This is a genomic window from Amycolatopsis tucumanensis (genome assembly GCF_021654135.1).
Lineage (GTDB): Bacteria > Actinomycetota > Actinomycetes > Mycobacteriales > Pseudonocardiaceae > Amycolatopsis_E > Amycolatopsis_E tucumanensis.
The window spans coordinates 15,871-33,538 of sequence record NZ_JAKGSD010000062.1; the positions used below are offsets into that span (position 1 = coordinate 15,871).

Annotated in this window: 18 protein-coding genes; 8 read left to right on the forward strand and 10 right to left on the reverse strand. The window is 71.1% G+C overall.

Annotated features, from left to right (window positions below; genetic code table 11):
• Positions 1-7: 7 nt before the first annotated feature.
• Together rsrA and L2C96_RS37775 are read right to left on the reverse strand one after the other, a co-directional pair.
• Positions 8-328, reverse strand: a complete 321-nt coding sequence (gene rsrA, locus L2C96_RS37770) for a mycothiol system anti-sigma-R factor (RefSeq protein ID WP_020420497.1) — start codon at positions 326-328, stop codon at positions 8-10.
• Positions 325-960 carry a sigma-70 family RNA polymerase sigma factor gene (locus tag L2C96_RS37775; RefSeq protein ID WP_026153467.1) on the reverse strand — a complete coding sequence of 212 codons (636 nt, stop codon included), beginning with the start codon at positions 958-960 and terminating at the stop codon, positions 325-327. The genes rsrA and L2C96_RS37775 overlap by 4 nt, the downstream gene beginning before the upstream one ends.
• 242 nt (positions 961-1,202) lie before the next feature.
• Between L2C96_RS37775 and ybaK the strand changes: the two genes are divergently transcribed.
• A complete protein-coding gene (ybaK, locus tag L2C96_RS37780) occupies positions 1,203-1,679 on the forward strand; it encodes a Cys-tRNA(Pro) deacylase (RefSeq protein ID WP_020420498.1) in 477 nt (158 codons plus the stop codon).
• Positions 1,680-1,923: 244 nt separating this feature from the next.
• Here the strand turns inward: ybaK and L2C96_RS37785 are convergent, their stop codons facing one another.
• Together L2C96_RS37785 and L2C96_RS37790 are read right to left on the reverse strand one after the other, a co-directional pair.
• Positions 1,924-2,532, reverse strand: coding sequence for an alpha/beta hydrolase family protein (locus tag L2C96_RS37785; protein ID WP_237339567.1), 609 nt, complete (start codon positions 2,530-2,532; stop codon positions 1,924-1,926).
• The gene (locus L2C96_RS37790; RefSeq protein WP_237339568.1) at positions 2,529-3,299 is read right to left on the reverse strand and encodes an SOS response-associated peptidase; all 771 of its coding nucleotides are present in this window, start codon (positions 3,297-3,299) and stop codon (positions 2,529-2,531) included. The genes L2C96_RS37785 and L2C96_RS37790 overlap by 4 nt, the downstream gene beginning before the upstream one ends.
• Positions 3,300-3,407: 108 nt before the next feature.
• Between L2C96_RS37790 and rsgA the strand changes: the two genes are divergently transcribed.
• The 4 genes from rsgA (at position 3,408) to L2C96_RS37810 (ending at position 7,076) form a co-directional block, all read left to right on the forward strand.
• Entirely contained in the window at positions 3,408-4,397 is a 990-nt protein-coding gene (rsgA, locus tag L2C96_RS37795) for a ribosome small subunit-dependent GTPase A (RefSeq protein ID WP_020420501.1), read from the forward strand.
• A 71-nt stretch (positions 4,398-4,468) separates the two neighbouring features.
• Positions 4,469-5,296: an SCO4651 family lipoprotein gene (locus tag L2C96_RS37800; protein WP_237339569.1), complete on the forward strand. Its 828-nt coding sequence runs from the start codon at positions 4,469-4,471 to the stop codon at positions 5,294-5,296.
• 85 nt (positions 5,297-5,381) lie between these two features.
• Positions 5,382-6,206 (forward strand): SCO4651 family lipoprotein, encoded by an 825-nt coding sequence (locus L2C96_RS37805; protein WP_027936227.1) that lies wholly within the window; start codon positions 5,382-5,384, stop codon positions 6,204-6,206.
• A 126-nt stretch (positions 6,207-6,332) separates the two neighbouring features.
• Positions 6,333-7,076, forward strand: a complete 744-nt coding sequence (locus L2C96_RS37810; protein WP_237339570.1) for an SCO4651 family lipoprotein — start codon at positions 6,333-6,335, stop codon at positions 7,074-7,076.
• Here L2C96_RS37810 and pruA read toward each other — a convergent pair.
• Genes pruA through L2C96_RS37825 form a run of 3 tightly spaced genes read right to left on the reverse strand, consistent with a single transcriptional unit; the run spans position 7,073 to position 10,634 of the window.
• Positions 7,073-8,701, reverse strand: a complete 1,629-nt coding sequence (gene pruA, locus L2C96_RS37815) for an L-glutamate gamma-semialdehyde dehydrogenase (protein WP_237339571.1) — start codon at positions 8,699-8,701, stop codon at positions 7,073-7,075. The genes L2C96_RS37810 and pruA overlap by 4 nt on opposite strands.
• A 29-nt stretch (positions 8,702-8,730) precedes the next feature.
• Positions 8,731-9,231: a DUF6912 family protein gene (locus L2C96_RS37820; RefSeq protein WP_020420506.1), complete on the reverse strand. Its 501-nt coding sequence runs from the start codon at positions 9,229-9,231 to the stop codon at positions 8,731-8,733.
• Positions 9,228-10,634 (reverse strand): WS/DGAT/MGAT family O-acyltransferase, encoded by a 1,407-nt coding sequence (locus L2C96_RS37825; RefSeq protein WP_020420507.1) that lies wholly within the window; start codon positions 10,632-10,634, stop codon positions 9,228-9,230. The genes L2C96_RS37820 and L2C96_RS37825 overlap by 4 nt, the downstream gene beginning before the upstream one ends.
• Before the next feature lie 30 nt (positions 10,635-10,664).
• Between L2C96_RS37825 and L2C96_RS37830 the strand changes: the two genes are divergently transcribed.
• Positions 10,665-11,429: a TrmH family RNA methyltransferase gene (locus L2C96_RS37830; protein WP_237339572.1), complete on the forward strand. Its 765-nt coding sequence runs from the start codon at positions 10,665-10,667 to the stop codon at positions 11,427-11,429.
• Here the strand turns inward: L2C96_RS37830 and L2C96_RS37835 are convergent.
• Positions 11,407-11,787 carry an HAD-IA family hydrolase gene (locus L2C96_RS37835; protein WP_020420509.1) on the reverse strand — a complete coding sequence of 127 codons (381 nt, stop codon included), beginning with the start codon at positions 11,785-11,787 and terminating at the stop codon, positions 11,407-11,409. The genes L2C96_RS37830 and L2C96_RS37835 overlap by 23 nt on opposite strands.
• 102 nt (positions 11,788-11,889) lie before the next feature.
• Between L2C96_RS37835 and L2C96_RS37840 the strand changes: the two genes are divergently transcribed.
• Positions 11,890-12,324 carry an Rv3235 family protein gene (locus L2C96_RS37840; protein WP_020420510.1) on the forward strand — a complete coding sequence of 145 codons (435 nt, stop codon included), beginning with the start codon at positions 11,890-11,892 and terminating at the stop codon, positions 12,322-12,324.
• A 314-nt stretch (positions 12,325-12,638) separates the two neighbouring features.
• On the opposite strand, the gene secA is transcribed toward L2C96_RS37840, so the two are convergent.
• The gene (secA, locus tag L2C96_RS37845; RefSeq protein WP_237339573.1) at positions 12,639-15,449 is read right to left on the reverse strand and encodes a preprotein translocase subunit SecA; all 2,811 of its coding nucleotides are present in this window, start codon (positions 15,447-15,449) and stop codon (positions 12,639-12,641) included.
• 198 nt (positions 15,450-15,647) lie between these two features.
• On the reverse strand, positions 15,648-16,334 hold the full coding sequence (gene hpf / locus L2C96_RS37850; protein ID WP_020423366.1) for a ribosome hibernation-promoting factor, HPF/YfiA family: 687 nt from the start codon (positions 16,332-16,334) through the stop codon (positions 15,648-15,650).
• Between the two features lie 678 nt (positions 16,335-17,012).
• Here hpf and L2C96_RS37855 point away from each other — a divergent pair.
• Positions 17,013-17,666, forward strand: coding sequence for a ComF family protein (locus L2C96_RS37855; protein WP_027936675.1), 654 nt, complete (start codon positions 17,013-17,015; stop codon positions 17,664-17,666).
• Positions 17,667-17,668: the final 2 nt, after the last annotated feature.

Below are 17,668 nucleotides of genomic sequence, written 5' to 3' on the forward strand. Positions count from 1 at the left end.
CGGGGTACTACTCCGCGTTCTGCTCGAGCCGGACCTCGGTCCGCTCGATCGTCACGTCACCGCGCCGCTCGACCGTCTGGTAGATCGACGCCCGCAGCTTCTGCTTGAACTCGTCCGGGGCGGTGTCGCCGCCGCACTTGCGGTGCAGGAGCTGCTTGAGCTGCTCGTCGATGCCGTACTCCTCGAGGCACGGCGGGCAGTCCTCGATGTGCTTGCGCAGCTGCGCGTCCCGCTCCGGGCTGCACTCGCGATCCAGCAACAGGAAGATCTCGGCGAGCGCCTCGGAACAGCGGACGTCGTCCTTGTGCGGCTCACGACCGGTGGTCATCGCGCTACCTCCTGCTTGGCGCCGCGGATGAAGCCGCGCTCGCGCGCGACGTCGGCGAGCAGGTTGCGCAGCTGGGCGCGGCCACGGTGCAGGCGGGACATCACGGTCCCGATCGGCGTGTCCATGATCTCGGCGATTTCCTTGTAGGCGAAGCCCTCGACGTCGGCGAGGTACACGGCGAGCCGGAACTCCTCCGGCAGCTGCTGCAGCGCGTCCTTGACGTCGCTGTCGGGCAGCCGGTCCATCGCCTCGACTTCCGCCGACCGCAGACCGCTCGAGGTGTGGCTCTCCGCCTGGGCGATCTGCCAGTCGGTGATCTCCTCGGTGGGCTGCTGCACCGGCTGACGCTGACGCTTCCGGTACCCGTTGATGTAGGTGTTGGTGAGGATGCGGTACATCCAGGCCTTGAGGTTCGTGCCCTCCTTGAAGGAGGCGAACGCGCCGTAGGCCTTGAGGTAGGTCTCCTGCACGAGGTCCTCGGCGTCCGCCGGGTTCCTCGTCATGCGCAGAGCGGCCGAGTACAGCTGGTCCAGCAGCGGCATCGCGTCGCGCTCGAAGCGCTCGGCGCGCTCTTCGACCGGCTCCTGCTCGGAGCCGGATTCGGGCACCGCGGAGTTCTGCGTGCTCGGCAAACCGTTCCCTTTCCCATCCGCGTCGAAGCGGTCCACACCCGTGGCCGGGTGCGCATACGACAGCTTCGAGGATACGCGGACGGGCTTGGCCGGGCCGGGTACACCGGCCGGGCGGGTGACGGCCTGCACACGGGCTCGTCGATCAGCAAGCTTTGACGGCACGTCCGTGTCAACACCGCACGATCCGGGCACATTCCCCGCCGCGGGAAAAGGACTTGCGCCTCCCGGCTACCGTGCACCCCATGGCCGGGAAGGGAACGCCGGCGACCGCCCTGCTCGCGAAGCAGAAAGTCGCGCACAAGCTGCACGCCTACGACCACGATCCGAAGCACGAGTCCTACGGCCTGGAAGCGGCCGAGGCGCTCGGGCTCGAACCGGACCGCGTGTTCAAAACGCTGGTGGCCGATGTGGACGGAAAGCTGACGGTCGGCGTGGTGCCGGTCACCGGGCAGCTGGACCTGAAGGCGCTGGCCGCAGCGGCCGGCGGCAAGCGGGCGAAGATGGCGGACGCGGCCGCCGCCCAGCGCGCGACCGGATACGTCCTCGGCGGCATCTCACCGCTGGGCCAGCGCTCGCGGCTGCCGGTGGTGATCGACGAGACGGCGGAGAAGTTCGAGACGATCTACTGCTCGGCCGGCCGTCGCGGCCTGGAGGTAGAGCTGGCGCCGGCCGACCTGGTGCGCCTGACCTCGGCGACGGTGGCGCCCATCCGCGCCTGACTGGCCGACGGCACCCAGCCACGGCGCCTCCCGTGCAGCGCCAGGCAAGCGGCCCCCGCCGCCGATCAGCCGCCGCGGCCCGGAGGCAGAACCGGCGCCCGCCGACCTGGTGCAACCGACCTCCGCCACCATGGCACCCATCCGCACCTGACCCAGCGGGCGGCACCCAGCCACCATCGCGCTGACCGGCGCCGCGGCGGGCACCGTGCCTCGGGTGCAGCGCCGGGCAGCCAGCGCCGTCCCTCTACGTGAGCGGCCGCAGCACCTTCGCGAGCCACTCGTGCACCGTGCGGTACACCGCTTCCAGGTCGGCGTCCAGCGCGTGCGTCCCGCGCACCACGACGACCTCGTGGTGCGGCCCCGGCTTCGGGCAGCCGAACGCGTCGGTCTCGCCCTGCACCACCAGCGTCGGGACCTCCACCGCGTCCAACTCGGCCTGCCTGCTCTTCTCCGGCTTGCCCGGCGGGTGCTCCGGGAACGCCAGGCACAACACGGCCACCGCCTGCCCGGCCGCCGCCGTCCGGCACGCCACCCGCGCCCCCGATGAGCGGCCGCCGAACACCATCGGCAGGTCGTCGAAGCGATCGCACAGCTCCTCGGCCACCGCGAGCCACGCCGTGTCCAGCTGCTTGGCGGGCGCGGGCGCCCTGCGGCCCGCCACCCGGTACGGCTGCTCGACCAGCACGACGTGCACCCCGGCCGCCTGCCCCGCGCGGGTGGCCGCGACCAGGTCCTTCGCCTCGATCCCGCCGCCGGCGCCGTGGCCGAGCATCAGCACCGCCTCGCCGTCGGGCGCGCAGTGCAGCTCCGCCATGGCCGGGCCGTGCGGAGTCGGGATCTCGATCCGGGTCATGGTTTCGGCAGGTCGAACAGGGCGTCGGCGGCGTCCAGGTCGGTGGCAGGCTCGACCCGCTCGATCAGCTCCGGGCCGTTGTTGCGCACGTTGCCGACCCGGTCGGACACCGGCCGCAGCTCGATGGTCTCCATCAGGTCCATCGGCGGCGCCAGCAGCTCGCCGACCTCGGTGCGGTCCGGGTCGAGCCACTCGGCCCAGTTCCGCTCGTGGATGACCAGCGGCATCCGGTCGTGCACGTCGGTCAGCCGCCCGGCCGCGTCGGTCGTGATGATCGAAAAAGTGATCAGCTGCGGGGCGTCCGGATCCTTCGGGTCGCGCCAGGTGTCCCAGATCCCGGCGAAGGACAGCGAGTGGCCGTCCGGCCGGGTCATGTAGAACGGCTCCTTCTGCTTGCCCGTGCGCCGCCACTCGTACCAGCCGTCGGCGGGCACCAGGCAGCGCCGCTGCGCGAGCGACTTCTTGAAGGCCGGCTTCTCGGCGGCGGTCTCGGCGCGGGTGTTGATCATCCGGTTGCCGACGGACACGTCCTTGGCCCAGAACGGAACCAGTCCCCAGCGCATGACCCGGAGGCTGCGCACGGCGGGCTCGTCCTCCAGGACCTGCCCGTCGGCGTCCCGCGGGTGCCGCTGCACCACGGTGACCACGTTCTTCCTCGGCGCGACGTTGTAGTCGGCCTCGCGCGCCTTGCCGTCGGTCTCGTCCACGGCGTCGAACTCCTGGGCCAGGTCGGCCGGGTTCTTCTTCGCCGCGTAGCGGCCGCACATCTCGCCCAACTCCTTCGGACCGGCTGCGGATAACCCATCGTGACACGGGTGGCGCACCACTGGCGAGCGGGATGGGGGATCATCTGTGCTCGGAAGGAGGCTCGGAGCTTGGCACGCAGGGACTGGCGCGATCTGGACGAAAGCGACGTCCGCGTGCGCCCGGGAAAGGGTTCGCGCCCGCGCAGCAAGCGGCGGCCGACCCACTCCGACGCCACCCAGGCGATGGTGATCGCGGTCGACCGCGGCCGTTGGACCTGCGCGATCGACAGCGACCCCGGCCGCCTCGTCACCGCCATGCGCGCCCGTGAGCTGGGCCGGACCCCGGTCGTCGTGGGCGACCAGGTGGGTCTGGTCGGCGACACCAGCGGCGAGCCGGGCACGCTGGCCCGCATCGTCCGGGTCGACGAGCGCACCAGCCTGCTGCGCCGCACGGCCGACGACACCGACCCGTTCGAGCGGGTGGTCGTCGCCAACGCCGAGCAGCTGCTCATCGTCACCGCGCTGGCCGATCCGCCGCCGCGGCCCGGGTTCATCGACCGCTGCCTGGTCGCCTGCTACGCCGGTGGCCTGCAGCCGGTCCTGTGCCTGACGAAGGCCGACCTGGCGAGCCCGGACGAGCTGCTGTCCCGCTACGCCGAGCTGGACGTGCCCGCGGTGGTGACCCGCTTCGACGAGGACTCGCTGCCGCTGGCCGACACCGTGCGCGGCCGGGTGTCCGCGCTCGTCGGCCACTCCGGGGTCGGCAAGTCGACACTGGTGAACCGGCTGGTGCCGGACGCCGAGCTGGCCACCGGTGAGGTCAGCGCGGTCGGCAAGGGACGGCACACGTCCGTCGCGGCCGTCGCGCTGCCGCTGCCCGACGGCGGCTGGGTGATCGACACGCCCGGTGTGCGGTCGTTCGGCCTGGCGCACGTGACCGCCAACGACATCGTGGCGTCCTTCGACGAGTTCGCCGAGGCCGCCGAGGAGTGCCCGCCGGGGTGCGGGCACCTGGGGCCGCCGGAGGACCCGGATTGCATGCTCGACGAGGTCGAGGACAAGCGCCGTCTGCCGTCGCTGCGCCGCCTGCTCGCGTCGCGGGCGGGCATGGAGGTTTGATCTTCGCCGGTTTTGCCCATCCCTGTCGGTGACAACCCACTTGGGGGACATTCGACTGAGGGATTCTTGTCATGCGCAAAATCGCTCTTCTGGCGGGTGCGCTGGCGCTGGTCGCCGGCACCACCGCCTGTGGTTCGACCGCCGAGTCCGGCCAGGCCGGCGAGACGCCCGCGCTGTTCGGCAACGCCCAGGAACTGGTGCTGGCCTCGTCCGGCAAGACCAGCCAGGCGCAGACTGCGAAGTTCACGCTCACCGGCTCGGTGGCAGGCCAGACCCTGAACGCCGGCGGCGAAGGGCGCTTCACCGGGCCCTCGCCGGCGATGACCATGACCATGACCGTCGCCGGGCAGAGCCAGGAGATGCGGGTCGTGGACAAAGTTCTCTACCTGAAGCTGCCGCCGGAACAGGCGGCGCAGGCGGTCGAGGGCGGCAAGCCGTGGGCGAAGGTGCCGGAGGACAGCGAGGCAGGCAAGGCCATCGGCGCGAGCATGGACCAGGCCGCCCAGGGTGACCCGACGCAGATCCTGGATCAGATCCAGCAGGCAGGCACGATCACCCGCAGCGAGCAGACCACGCTCGACGGGCAGCCGGTGAGCCACTACTGGGTCAACCTGGACGTCGCGAAGGCCACCGGCACGCTCAACACCGGTGAACTGCCGCCGGAGGTGCTGGACAAGCTGAAGAACTCCGGCGCCGTCATCCCGGTCGAGATCTGGCTCAACTCCGACCAGCTGCCCGTGCAGGTCACGCAGGACCTGACGCAGGTGATGCAGGCGGCGGGCGCGCCGGCCGGCGCGCAGAGCGCCACGATGACGATGAAGTACCGCGACTGGGGCGCGCCGGTGGACGTCACTGCCCCGCCCGCCGATCAGGTCGGCGAGCTGAAGACCGCGGCCTGACAGAAGTAACGCGGGAGTCCTCTTGGGACATATCCCCGTTAGCCGCCCGAAGACGGGTGGCCCCGACCAAAGGGGAATGTTCCACATGAAGAAAACCGCTCTCGCGTCCGGGATCCTGGCGCTGGTGCTCGGGCTCACCGCGTGTGGTGGCGGGGAGTCCGGCTCCAGCGGCGGGACCGCGGGCCCGGCGCTGTTCGGCGACGTGCAGGAGCTCGTCCGGGCGGCGTCGGCGAAGACCGGTCAGGTGCAGTCGGCGAAGTTCACCATCTCCGGCTCGATCGCCGGGCAGCAGATGACCGGCTCCGGCGAGGGCCGCTTCAACGGCCCCGACAGCGCGATCGCCATGACGATGTCCGTCGGCGGGCAGAGCCAGGAGATGCGCATCGTCGACAAGGTCCTCTACCTCAAGCTGCCCGAGGAGGCGCAGGCCGCGACCGGTGGCAAGCCGTGGGCGACGTTCCCGGAGGGCAGCGAGGCCGCGAAGACGCTGGGCGCGAGCCTCGAGCAGGCCGAGTCGAACGACCCGTCGAAGACGCTGGAGCAGATCGAGAAGGCAGGCACGATCACCCGCAGCGAGCAGACCACGCTCGATGGGCAGCAGGTCAGCCACTACTGGGTCACCATCGACGTGGCGAAGGCGTCCGACGAGCTGGCCTCGTCCGGTCTGCCCGCGGAGACGCTGGAGCAGCTGAAGTCGATGAACGTGACCTACCCGATGGAGCTGTGGCTGAACAGCGACCAGCTGCCGGTGCAGATCACGCAGGACCTCGGCCCGGTGATGCAGGCCGTGGGCGCGCCCGCCGAGGCGCAGCAGGCGAAGATCACGATGAAGTACAGCGACTGGGGCGCCCCGGTCGACGTCACCGCCCCGCCCGCCGACCAGGTGGGCGAGCTCAAGATCGGCGGCTGAACCGGTTGTTGCGGCGCGGTCTCGGTTCGCCGGGACCGCGCCGTTTTCCGTAACGCGAGTGTCCCTTCGCGACATATATCCGGTAGTTCACCCGGCAGAGGTGATCCGACCGGGGGGAACACCCGCGTGAAGAAGTCAGCTTTGGTCCTCGCACTCGCGCTGCTGGTCAGCGCCTGCGGCGCGCAGCCCGCCGCCGGACCAGCCCTCTTCGGCGACGCGCAGACGCTGGTGCGCGCCGCGACCGAGCAGACGGGCAAGGCCCAGACGGTGCGGTTCTCCGTGGCGATGACCGTGGCCGACCGTGAGGCCACCGCCACCGGCGAGATGCATTTCGCCGAGCCCGGGTGGGCCATGAAGATCACGCACACGGCCGACGGCGTCACGTCCGAGACGCGCGTCGTGGACGGCGCGCAGTATGTGTCGATCCCGGAACAGGCCCGCGGGCTCACCGGGGGCAAGCCGTGGGGCCGCTACCCGGCGGACAGCGCGAAGGGCAAGGAACTCGGCGCCATGATGCGCGAGTCCGGCCAGAGCGACCCCGCGCAGGTGCTCGACGACGTCCGCAAGGGCGGCACCATCGACCGCAGCGAGCAGACCACGCTCGACGGGCGGCCGGTGAGCCACTACTGGATCACCGTCGACCTGGGGAAGACCTCCGGGCTGGCGGAGATGGCAGGCCGGACGGCGCCGATGGAGTTGTGGCTCGACGCCGACCAGCTCCCCGCCCAGATGCTGTTCGACTTCAGCGGGCTCGCGTCCGAGGGCGACCCGCCGATGGGCCCGATGACCATGCGCTACACCGGCTGGGGCGAGCCGGTCGACATCGCCGCCCCGCCCGCCGACCAGGTCGCCGAGCTGCCCGCCGGCTAACCCATGTGCGGGTAGCCGATGGCGGTGGGCGCGTCGAACGTCTCCTTCACCGACCGGGGGCTCGTCCACCGCAGCAGGTTGAACATCGACCCGGCCTTGTCGTTCGTGCCGGAGCCGCGGGAACCGCCGAAGGGCTGCTGGCTCACGATCGACCCGGTCGGCTTGTCGTTGACGTAGAAGTTGCCCGCCGCGAACCGCAGCGTCTGGTGCGCCTGCTGCACGGCCGCCCGGTCGTCGGCGAACACCGCGCCGGTCAGCGCGTACGGCGAGGTGCGGTCGACCAGTTCGAGGATCTCGCCGTACGAGCCGTCGTCGTAGACGTGCACCGCGAGGATCGGCCCGAAGTACTCCGTGGCGAACGCGGTGTGCCCCGGATCGGCGGACACCAGCACGGTTGGCTCGACGAAGTACCCGATCGAGTCGTCGCAGTGGCCGCCGACCAGGACGTCGAGGTCGTTGTCCGCGTCCACGCTGTCGAGCAGCCGCTGGTGCTTGGCGAACGCCCGCGCGTCGATCACCGCCCCGCCGAACACCGACAGGTCCGCGACGTCGCCGTACTTCACGGTCCGCGTCAGGTCCGCCAGGTCGTCCCGCAGCCCGCTCTCCCACAGCGACCGGGGGATGTACGCGCGGGAGGCCGCGGAGCACTTCTGGCCCTGGTACTCGAACGCGCCCCGGACGAGCCCGGCCACCAGCTTCTCGCGGTTCGCCGAGGCGTGCGCGACGACGAAGTCCTTGCCACCGGTCTCGCCGACGATGCGCGGGTAGCTCGCGTAGGTGTCGAGGTTCTCCGCGATCCGCCGCCACAGGAACTTGAAGGTCGCCGTCGAACCGGTGAAGTGCAGGCCCGCGAACCCGGGGTCGGCGAGCGCGACCTCGCTGACCGCGTGCCCGTCGCCGGTCACCAGGTTGATCACGCCCGGCGGCAGGCCGGCCTCCTCGAACACCTGCATCGTGTAGTGCGCGGCCAGCTGCTGGGTCGGCGTCGGCTTCCAGACGACCGTGTTGCCCATCAGCGCGGGCGCGCTGGGCAGGTTCCCGGCGATCGCGGTGAAGTTGAACGGGGTGATCGCCACGACGAACCCGTCCAGCGGCCGGTAGTCCATGCGGTTCCACGCGCCCGGCACCGAGTTCGGCTGCTCGGCGAGGATCCGGCGCGCGTAGTGCACGTTGAACCGCAGGAAGTCGATCAGTTCGCAGGCGGCGTCGATCTCGGCCTGCTGCACCGACTTCGACTGGCCGAGGATCGTCGCGGCGTTGAGCGTGTCGCGGTGCCGCCCGGCCATCAGGTCCGCGGCGCGCAGGAACACCGCCGCGCGCTCGTCGAACGCCATCTCCCGCCAGGCGGGCGCGGCGTCCTTCGCGGCGGCCACGGCGTCCGCGACTTCCTCGGGGGTGGCCTGTGCCGACGTGCCCAGCACGTGCGCGTGGTCGTGCGGCTGGACGACGTCGAAGGTGTCCCCGCCCGCCATCCGCCGCCTGCCGCCGATGGTCTGCGGCAGCTCGTGCTTGTCGCCCTCCAGCTCGGCGATCCGGCGTTGCAGGGATTCCCGCTCGGGACTGCCCGGCGCGTAGGTCCGGACGGGCTCGTTGACCGGGACGGGCACGTTCGTGATGGCGTCCATGCCTACCTCCTCGACGGCTGCTGTAAACGCTAGAGCAGGTCGAGGAGGAACGGCAGCTCTTGAGGCGCGTACCAGGCCAGTTCGTGGTCCTCCGCCTCGCCGAGGACGAACTCCGCGTCCGGGTCGCCGAGGTCCGCGGCGTCGATGACCCGGGCGGCCGCGCGCACGGCCTCCTCCGCCTCCTCCGCGTCGACGTGCACGGCCGCGACGTCCTCGTAGCTGATCGGCCCGGACACCTTCACCACCGGCGCGTCCAGGTCCGGCCGTGGCGTCGCGTTCTCGACGTCGACCGAGATCACCACCCGCCGCGGGAGTTCCTTGGCGTCCTCCTCGGCGGCGCCGATCAGCCTCAGGGACGCGCGAGCGGCGTCCAGCAGCGCGACGTACTCCAGCTCCTCGGTGTCCCCGCTGAGGTAGGACTCGCGCAGCGCCGGGGTCAGGGCGAAGCCCGTCCCGCCGGGCGGCTGCAGCCTGCCGTCCGCCACCAGCCTGCGCAGCATTCCGATCGTGCCCGGAAGGTAGACCCTCACCAGCTCGCACCCTTCAGCTCTTCCAGCGAATCCTCGATCATCCCAGCGAGGACGTCCACATCGGACAGCGCCTTGCGGTCACCGTTGAGTCCGAAGTAGACGCCGCCGTGGTAGGACGTGACCCCGATGGCCAGCGCCTGGTTGCGCGCCAGCGGGATCACCGGGAACATCTCGGTCATCCTCGCCTGCCCCGCGTACAGCGGCACCTGCGGCCCCGGCGAATTGATGACCAGCAGGTTGAAGATCCGCCCGGAGAACGAGCCTGCCGCGCGGGCGGCGAGCGCGTGCATCGTCGCCGGGGCGAACCCGCCCACCTTCAGCATCGCGCGGGCGGCCACCGAACGGCCCGAGTCGGCGTGGGCCCGCAGCGTGTGGCTGATGTGCTGGAGCCGCAGGACCGGGCTGGGCTCGCCGACCGGCAGGTCCACCAGGTACGGCTCGACCTCGTTGTTGACCAGTCCGGCCGGGGAGAACTCGACGGTGTCCGGTTCGAGCACGGCCAGCGGGACCAGCGCGCGGACCGTGGTCGCCTCCGAGACGCCCTCACCGCGGGAGAGCAGCCACTCACGCAGCGCGCCGGTGATCGCGGCGAGGACGATGTCGTTGACCGTGACGCCGTGCTCGGCGCGGATCTTGCGGTAGTCCTCCAGGCGCGTGCGCACCACGTCGAACACGCGGCCGCCGGAGACGTGCCGGTTGAGCGGCCCGGACGGCGCCGGCTGCAGGACGCGGTGGACCGCGGCGGCGACCCCGCCGACCGCGTCGGTGACCTTGCCCGCCGTGGCGGACAGGTCGCTCACCACGTCGCGCACGTTCTCCACGAGTTCACCCGGACGGCGGACCGCCTCGCTGACGGCGTCGAGCACGAGCTGGGCGGGGCTGGGCAGGCGGCGGGGCGTCCAGGTGTCCTCGTACGGCTCGCAGGCCTGCGGCATCGTGTCCAGGATCAGCTGTCCCAGCTCGACGGTGCCGGTGCCGTCCACCACGGACTGGTGGGTCTTGGTGACCAGCGCGACCCGGTCGCCCGCGAGGCCTTCGACGAAGTAGGCCTCCCACAGCGGGCGCTCGTGGTCCATGGGCCGGGCCATCAGGCGGGCGACCAGCTCGTACAGCTGGTCGTCGGTGCCCGGGCCGGGCAGCGCCGAGCGGCGGACGTGGTAGTTCAGGTCGAAGTCGACGTCGTCCACCCACACCGGGCGGGCGAGGTGGCCGGGCACGTTCAGCACGCGCTGCCGGTAGCGCGGCAGGAACGCGAGGCGCTGACCGACCAGGCACAGGAGCTGCTCGTAGTCGAACCCGTCGCGCGGCCTCTCGAAGACCGCGACGCCGCCCACGTGCATCGGCGTCGTCGCGTCCTCCAGGTAGAGGAACGACGCGTCGAGTGCGGAAAGGCGGTCGGGCATGACGCGATCCTGACACAGACTGGTCTACTAGTGCTCGTGGCTGAAACGACCGTCTCCCCGAAAGACCGATTCCTGACCGTCTACGGGCGCAAACCGGTGCTGGAAGCCCTGGACGACCCGGAGCTGCGGGTGGACAAGGTCATCCTCGCCGACACCGCCCGCGGTCCGGCCGCGGCGGAGATCCAGCGCGCGGCGAAGGCGGCCGGCGTGCCGGTGCAGCGGGCGAGCGCGCACCGGGTGAAGGTGCTGGCCGGCAACGGCAAGCAGGACCAGGGCGTGCTGGCGGACGTGGTCGCGCCCCGGATGCGGCCGCTGAGCGCCGCGCTGGCCGACGCGCCGGCCCGGGTGCTGCTGCTGGACGGCATCACCACGCCCGCGAACGTGGGGATGATCCTGCGCACGGCGACGGCGGCCGGGCTCGGCGGGATCGTCGTGCCGCGGCGCGGTGTGGCGGCCCTGGACCCGCTGGTCGTGAAGGCCTCGGCGGGGGTCGCGTTCCGCGCGCCGGTCCTCCGCTGCGCGACGGCTGCCGAGGCCGCGTCCATGCTGGTAGGGGCTGGATACGGATTGTATGCACTTGGTGCACAGGGGGTATCCTCGCTGTTCGAGGCGCCGTTGCCGGAGCGGGCGGCGTTCGTGCTCGGCGGGGAGACGGCCGGGGTGAGCGACGAGGTCGCCTCGCTGGTGACGGGGTGGCTGTCGATCCCGATGCCGGGCGAGGTCGAATCGCTGAACGTGTCCGCGGCCGCGGCGGTGCTGTGCTTCGAACTGGTCAGGCGGGGAACAACGCGCTGAGTTCGGCGAGCGTGTCCGCCACCGAGGTGTGGTGCACGCCGACCATGCCGGCCGCGGTGGCGCCGTCGACGTTGGCCCGCGAGTCGTCGACCATGACACAGCCGGTCACGGGGAGGCCGAGTCGTTCGGCGGTGAGCCGGAAGACCCGCGGATCCGGTTTGGCGATGCCGACCTCGCCGGAGAAGACGAACGCGTCGAAGTGGCGGGCGAGACCCCCGCGGCCGGCGCCACCGTCCGCATTGGACAGCAGCGCGGTCCGGATTCCCCGCTCGCGCAGGGCATCAACGGCGGCCAGCAGGTCGGCGGCGTCCGGATCGGTCAGCACACCGGCGTAGTCGAGCACCAGTCCTCGCAGCACAGGCGGACCCTACCGGCCCCGTTCACACCATCGGGCCAAGGCTGTCCGGTTCTCCCGGAAGTGCCGCTCTAGGGAGCGGCATGACTCGACCGAGGGGGACCGATGACCGGACTGTGCGAGCTGTACCCGTACGAACCGAACCGCGGCGCGGCGCCGCCGGATTCGATTCCGGAACAGGCGGGGGCCGCCCGCACATGGCGGCGCGGCCGTCCAGGCGAACCGCTCGAACTGCGCCACGCGAGGACCGTCCTGACGGCGATCCTGGAGGTCCGCTCCGGACGGCGCGCGCCGGGCCAGTTGCGGGCGGTGGTCACGCCGCGGATGTACCAGCACCTGCGGGGCGCGCCGCCGTCGCCGGGCCCGCGTTACACGGTGAAGTCGGTGCGGGCGAGCCACAGCACACCCGGCACGATCGAAATCTGCGGAACCGCACACGCCGACCGCCGGGCGACCGCCGTGATGGCGAGGTTCGAACACTCCGAAGCCGGCTGGCGGTGCGGCTTCTTCACCGTCGTGCAGCCGCAGAGACACCGCTGACCCGCTCCGGCTCCTGGGCACCTGCCAGGAGCCGGAGCACGGCCGCGCCAGCCCCCAGCGGGCACGTGGCCAAGGGGCACGGCACGACGCGCGCCTCAATCTCTTCGAGGCGCAGCGGCACTCGCCCACCTGCGAATTCGCTCAGTGGGCACCAGCCGTGCGGCAACACCCGCCAAGCGCGTGGGAGCGGCGCCACGCACCCGCCACCCGCCAACCCAGCAGCGCGCCGACGCCCGGCCCAACGACCGCCCACCAAACCGCAAAAGCACGCGGGGGCGGCACCAACCGGTGCCGCCCCCGCGCGAAAACCCAGCTCAGCGACGCTTCTTGGTCTTCTTCGCCTGGGTGCGGGCAGCCGCGCGACGCTCCCGCCGCGTGCCCGCCGCGCCCTGGCCGTCCGAGGACGCCGTGGCCGTCCCGCGGGACTGCACGCCGCCCTGCTCGGCCGGCCCGGAGAAGGTCAGGCCCTGCTGCGGGTTCTCGTTGCCGAGCCCCTTGCCGCGCAGCGCGCTCGGCACCGGGGCGCGCGGCGGCTCGGGCTGCTGCTGCGGCACGGGCTGCGCGTGCCGCCCACCGCCCGCCGCCGCGGGCGCGGCCGCGGCCGGAGCCGCCGCCTCCTGCGGCTGCGCCGCCTCGACCTGCAGGTTGAACAGGAAGCCGACGGCCTCCTCCTTCAGCGAGTCCAGCATGGCGTTGAACATGTCGAAGCCCTCGCGCTGGTACTCGATCAGCGGGTCGCGCTGCGCCATGGCCCGCAGGCCGATGCCCTCCTTGAGGTAGTCCATCTCGTAGAGGTGCTCACGCCACTTGCGGTCCAGCACCGAGAGCAGCACCTGCCGCTCCAGCTGCCGCATCGCGCCCTCGCCGACCCGCCCGTCGATGTCGGCCTCGCGCCGGGCGTAGGCGGCCTTCGCGTCCTCGACCAGCGCGTCCCGGAGCACCTCGGCGCTGAGGTCCTCGTGCTCCTCCATCAGGTCTTCCCAGTTCAGCGACACCGGGTAGAGCTGCTTGAGCGCGGTCCACAGCTTCTCGTGGTCCCAGTCCTCGGCGTAGCCCTCGGCCGTGGCGCCATCGACGTACGCGGTGAGCACGTCGACCAGCATGTGCTGCATCTGCTCGGAGAGGTCCTCGCCCTCGAGGACGCGGCGGCGCTCGGCGTAGATCACCTTGCGCTGCTGGTTCATGACCTCGTCGTACTTGAGGACGTTCTTGCGGATCTCCATGTTCTGCTGCTCGACCTGCGTCTGAGCGCTCTTGATGGCCCGCGAGACCATCTTGTGCTCGATCGGCATGTCGTCGGGCAGCCGCATGGTCGTCATGACCCGCTCGACCATCACCGCGTTGAACCGGCGCATCAGCTCGTCACCGAGCGACAGGTAGAACCGCGACTCGCCGGGGTCGCCCTGACGGCCGGAGCGGCCGCGCAGCTGGTTGTCGATGCGGCGGGACTCGTGCCGCTCGGTGCCCAGCACGTACAGGCCGCCGGCCTCGCGGACCTCCTCGGCCTCCGCCTTGACCTCGGCCTTGACCTCTTCGAGCACCTTCGGCCACAGGGCCTCGTACTCGGCGGAGTTCTCGACCGGGTCCAGGCCGCGCTCGCGCAGCCGCTCGTCGGCGATGATGTCCGGGTTGCCGCCCAGCACGATGTCCGTACCGCGGCCGGCCATGTTGGTCGCGACCGTGACGGCGCCCTTGCGGCCGGCACGCGCGATGATCAGCGCTTCCCGGTCGTGGTACTTCGCGTTCAGCACCTCGTGCGGCACGTTCAGCTTGACCAGCAGCTTCGACAGGTACTCGGACTTCTCGACGCTGGTGGTGCCGACCAGCACGGGCTGGCCCTTGGCGTGCCGCTCGGCGATGTCCTCGGCGACCGCCTCGAACTTCGCCTCCTCGGTCTTGTAGATCAGGTCCGGCTGGTCCTTCCGGACCATCGGCCGGTTGGTCGGGATCGGCACCACACCCAGCTTGTAGGTCTGGTGGAACTCCGCGGCCTCGGTCTCGGCGGTACCGGTCATGCCGGCGAGGCGGTCGTAGAGGCGGAAGTAGTTCTGCAGCGTGATCGTGGCGAGCGTCTGGTTCTCCGCCTTGATCTCGACGCCTTCCTTGGCCTCGATCGCCTGGTGCATGCCCTCGTTGTAGCGGCGGCCGGCCAGGATGCGGCCGGTGAACTCGTCGACGATCAGGACCTCGCCGTTGCGGACGATGTAGTCCTTGTCGCGCTTGTACAGCTCCTTGGCCTTGAGCGCGTTGTTCAGGTAGCCGACCAGCGGCGTGTTCGCCGACTCGTACAGGTTGTCGATGCCGAGCTGGTCCTCGATGAAGGCGACACCCTTTTCGGTGACACCGACGGTCCGCTTGCGCTCGTCGACCTCGTAGTGGGTGTCGCGCTTCATCAGCGGCGCCATGCGGGCGAACTCGACGTACCAGCGGGCCGACTGCTCGGCCGGGCCGGAGATGATCAGCGGCGTCCTGGCCTCGTCGATCAGGATCGAGTCGACCTCGTCGACGATGGCGAAGTTGTGGCCGCGCTGGACGCAGTCGTCCAGGCTCCACGCCATGTTGTCGCGCAGGTAGTCGAAGCCGAACTCGTTGTTCGTGCCGTAGGTGATGTCGGCGTGGTAGGCCTTGCGGCGCTCCGTCGGCGTCATCTCGGACAGGATCGCGCCGACCTCGAGACCGAGGAAGCGGTGCACGCGGCCCATCCACTCCGAGTCGCGCTTGGCGAGGTAGTCGTTGGTGGTGACGACGTGGACGCCCTTGCCGGAGATCGCGTTCAGGTACACCGGCAGGACCGAGGTCAGGGTCTTGCCCTCACCGGTCTTCATCTCGGCGACCTGGCCGAGGTGCAGCGCCGCGCCACCCATCAGCTGGACGTCGTAGGGGCGCTGGCCGAGCACCCGCAGGGCGGCCTCGCGGGCCACCGCGAACGCCTCGGGCAGCAGGTCGTCCAGCGACTCGCCGTCCCCGCCGTCGTGCCGCTCGCGGAACTCGGCGGTCTTGCCGCGCAGCTCGTCGTCGGTGAGGTCCTTCACCTCGTCTTCGAGGGTGTTGATGTGTTCGGCGATGTTGCGCAGCCGCTTGATCATCTTGCCCTCGCCCGCACGCAGCAGGCGGTTGAGAACCATCCGGTCGACCTCACTAGCTGTTGGGACGCACCCAGGCTCAGTCCCTGGACCGCGCCGTGTCCGACACCTCTCCGACCCGTGGTGCGGGTCGTGCGCACCCTCCATCGTAGGGAAGGAGCGCGCGTCGGCGCACGCAACGTGCGAACATGCGCGAAACGGCCCGCGCGCTCCTCGCGCGCGGGCCGTTCGCAGACGCCGCTAGTGGTCGAGGCGGATCACGCCGTAGGCGAAGCCCTTGCGCCGGTAGACGACGCTGGGGACGCCGGCCTCGACGTCGTTGAAGAGGTAGAAGTCGTGTCCGACCAGCTCCATCTCGGAGAGGGCCTGGTCGATGGTCATGGGTTTGGCGGAGTGGTGCTTCTCCCGGACGATCCGGCCGGGGAGGTGTTCGGCGGCTTCGTCGTCCCATCGCTGCTGGGTGGGCAGCTCGATGTCCTCCGGGAGTGCCGTGCCGACCTCTTCGGCCACGGGCGCCGGCGCCTCGAGCACTGCGGTCGACGCGCGGCCGGTGGCCGGCGTCGCTCCCGCGGCGACGGCGCTCGACGTCGCTTCGGCGACGGATTCCGGACAGCGGCGCCCGTAGTGGACGCGCCGGCGGTCGTGCATCTTGCGAAGGCGGTTCTCGAGCTTGTTGAGAGCGGTGTCGAGGGCGGCGTAGAAGTCCCCCGCGGTGGCCTCGGCCCGGACGACCGGGCCCTTGCCCCGGCCGGTGATCTCCACCCGCTGGCAGTTCTTCAGCTGCCTGCGGTTGGGCTCGTGGAAGAGCTCGACCTCGTAGCGGAAGACCTTCTTGTCGTAGCGCTCCAGGCGCTCGAGCTTGTCACCGACGTGTGTGCGGTAGTGATCCGGCACCTCGACGTTACGGCCTTTGACGACGATTTCCATACACGACCTCCCTCATTGCGGAATGAGTTCGAGAGCTCTCCTGATGGATCGGCGCCGACGCCGCTCCCGCCCGACCGGTCTGATGGCAGAACCGGGGGTCAATCTTCCGTCGGCGCCAGGGTCATCGGCTGTTCACCTCCCTGCCGGCGGGACTTGCTATAGCGCAGCACGCTAGCGCGGTAACGCGGATCACAAAACCCCCCGAGCCGGGGGATGTCACGGATCGGGAACCGGTGACGGTGCGCGTCCGAACCCGTCCGGGCGCGCTGACCTGCTGCTCCGTTCGGAGCAGGACGCGAGACCGGTTTTCACCTTGACATTGCGCCGTTTTCCGGCGTCCAGCCCCGTGGGTGACGGAACCACGCTCCGGCCGCAGCACTCCCCTGGACGCTTGCGGGTGAGCCGCTCCGCCGTTCCAGGGCCTCATGTCCCGACAACGGCCGGGGACCGCCTCGCGTTCCCGGCGAGGTGCGCCCGAGTGGGTGACAGAGGCAGGATTCCTTGCCACACAAAGAAGAAACTTGAACGCCGATCAGTTGCGGTTGGACGGAGCGCCGGGTCTGCGCGCTGCCGGAAGCCGCCTCGTCGACGGGCTCCGGTTGGTCCATTTGATCTAATCACCGGCCGTCCGGGGCTGCGGCGTCCGAAACTGTCGGTGCCCGTCCGCACACTCTCCGCATGAACATCGCATTGGATCTGCTCCTACCCGCCCTGTGCGCCGCATGCGGGGTCGCCGGCGCCGCCTGCTGCGCGGCCTGCCTGCTCGAACTCGCGCGCCCGCACCCGGCTCCGCGCGGCTCGGCCGGGGTGCCGGTCTACGCGCTGGCGGCCTACGAGGGCACCGCACGGCGTCTCGTGCTGGCCTACAAGGAACGCGGCCGCCGGGACCTGGCCGATCCGCTGGGGCGGGCGCTGGCCGCGGCGGTGCCCCACCTCCCCGAGGCCAGGGCGGCGCCGGACGGGACGTGGTGGCTGGTCCCAGCCCCGTCGCGCCGGTCGGCATCGCGGCGGCGGGGTGGCGCGCACCTGCTCCGCCTGGCCCGGCGGTGCGCCGTGCACCTGGCCCGTGCCGGGCACGCGGCCGCCGTCGCCCCGGCGCTGTGGTTGTCGTCCCGGGCCCGCGACGCGGTGGGGCTCGACCGCGACCAGCGCGCGGAGAACCTCGCCGGCCGCCTCCGGCTCGACCCGCGGGGCCACCCACCGCCCGGCGTGCCGGTCGTCCTGCTGGACGACGTGACCACCACGGGCGCGACGATCGCCGCCTGCACTCGCACACTCGCCGCCGGAGGCTGGGAGGTGAGCACAGCACTGGTGCTGACCGCCGCCGGCTGACC

Bases quoted from the DNA above. Each gene is read 5' to 3' on its own strand.
- rsrA (WP_020420497.1), bottom strand. From the start codon at position 328: ATGACCACCGGTCGTGAGCCGCACAAGGACGACGTCCGCTGTTCCGAG.
- ybaK (WP_020420498.1), top strand. From the start codon at position 1,203: ATGGCCGGGAAGGGAACGCCGGCGACCGCCCTGCTCGCGAAGCAGAAA.
- L2C96_RS37785 (WP_237339567.1), bottom strand. From the start codon at position 2,532: ATGACCCGGATCGAGATCCCGACTCCGCACGGCCCGGCCATGGCGGAG.
- L2C96_RS37790 (WP_237339568.1), bottom strand. From the start codon at position 3,299: ATGTGCGGCCGCTACGCGGCGAAGAAGAACCCGGCCGACCTGGCCCAG.
- L2C96_RS37800 (WP_237339569.1), top strand. From the start codon at position 4,469: ATGCGCAAAATCGCTCTTCTGGCGGGTGCGCTGGCGCTGGTCGCCGGC.
- L2C96_RS37805 (WP_027936227.1), top strand. From the start codon at position 5,382: ATGAAGAAAACCGCTCTCGCGTCCGGGATCCTGGCGCTGGTGCTCGGG.
- pruA (WP_237339571.1), bottom strand. From the start codon at position 8,701: ATGGACGCCATCACGAACGTGCCCGTCCCGGTCAACGAGCCCGTCCGG.
- L2C96_RS37825 (WP_020420507.1), bottom strand. From the start codon at position 10,634: ATGCCCGACCGCCTTTCCGCACTCGACGCGTCGTTCCTCTACCTGGAG.
- L2C96_RS37840 (WP_020420510.1), top strand. From the start codon at position 11,890: ATGACCGGACTGTGCGAGCTGTACCCGTACGAACCGAACCGCGGCGCG.
- secA (WP_237339573.1), bottom strand. From the start codon at position 15,449: ATGGTTCTCAACCGCCTGCTGCGTGCGGGCGAGGGCAAGATGATCAAG.
- hpf (WP_020423366.1), bottom strand. From the start codon at position 16,334: ATGGAAATCGTCGTCAAAGGCCGTAACGTCGAGGTGCCGGATCACTAC.
- L2C96_RS37855 (WP_027936675.1), top strand. From the start codon at position 17,013: ATGAACATCGCATTGGATCTGCTCCTACCCGCCCTGTGCGCCGCATGC.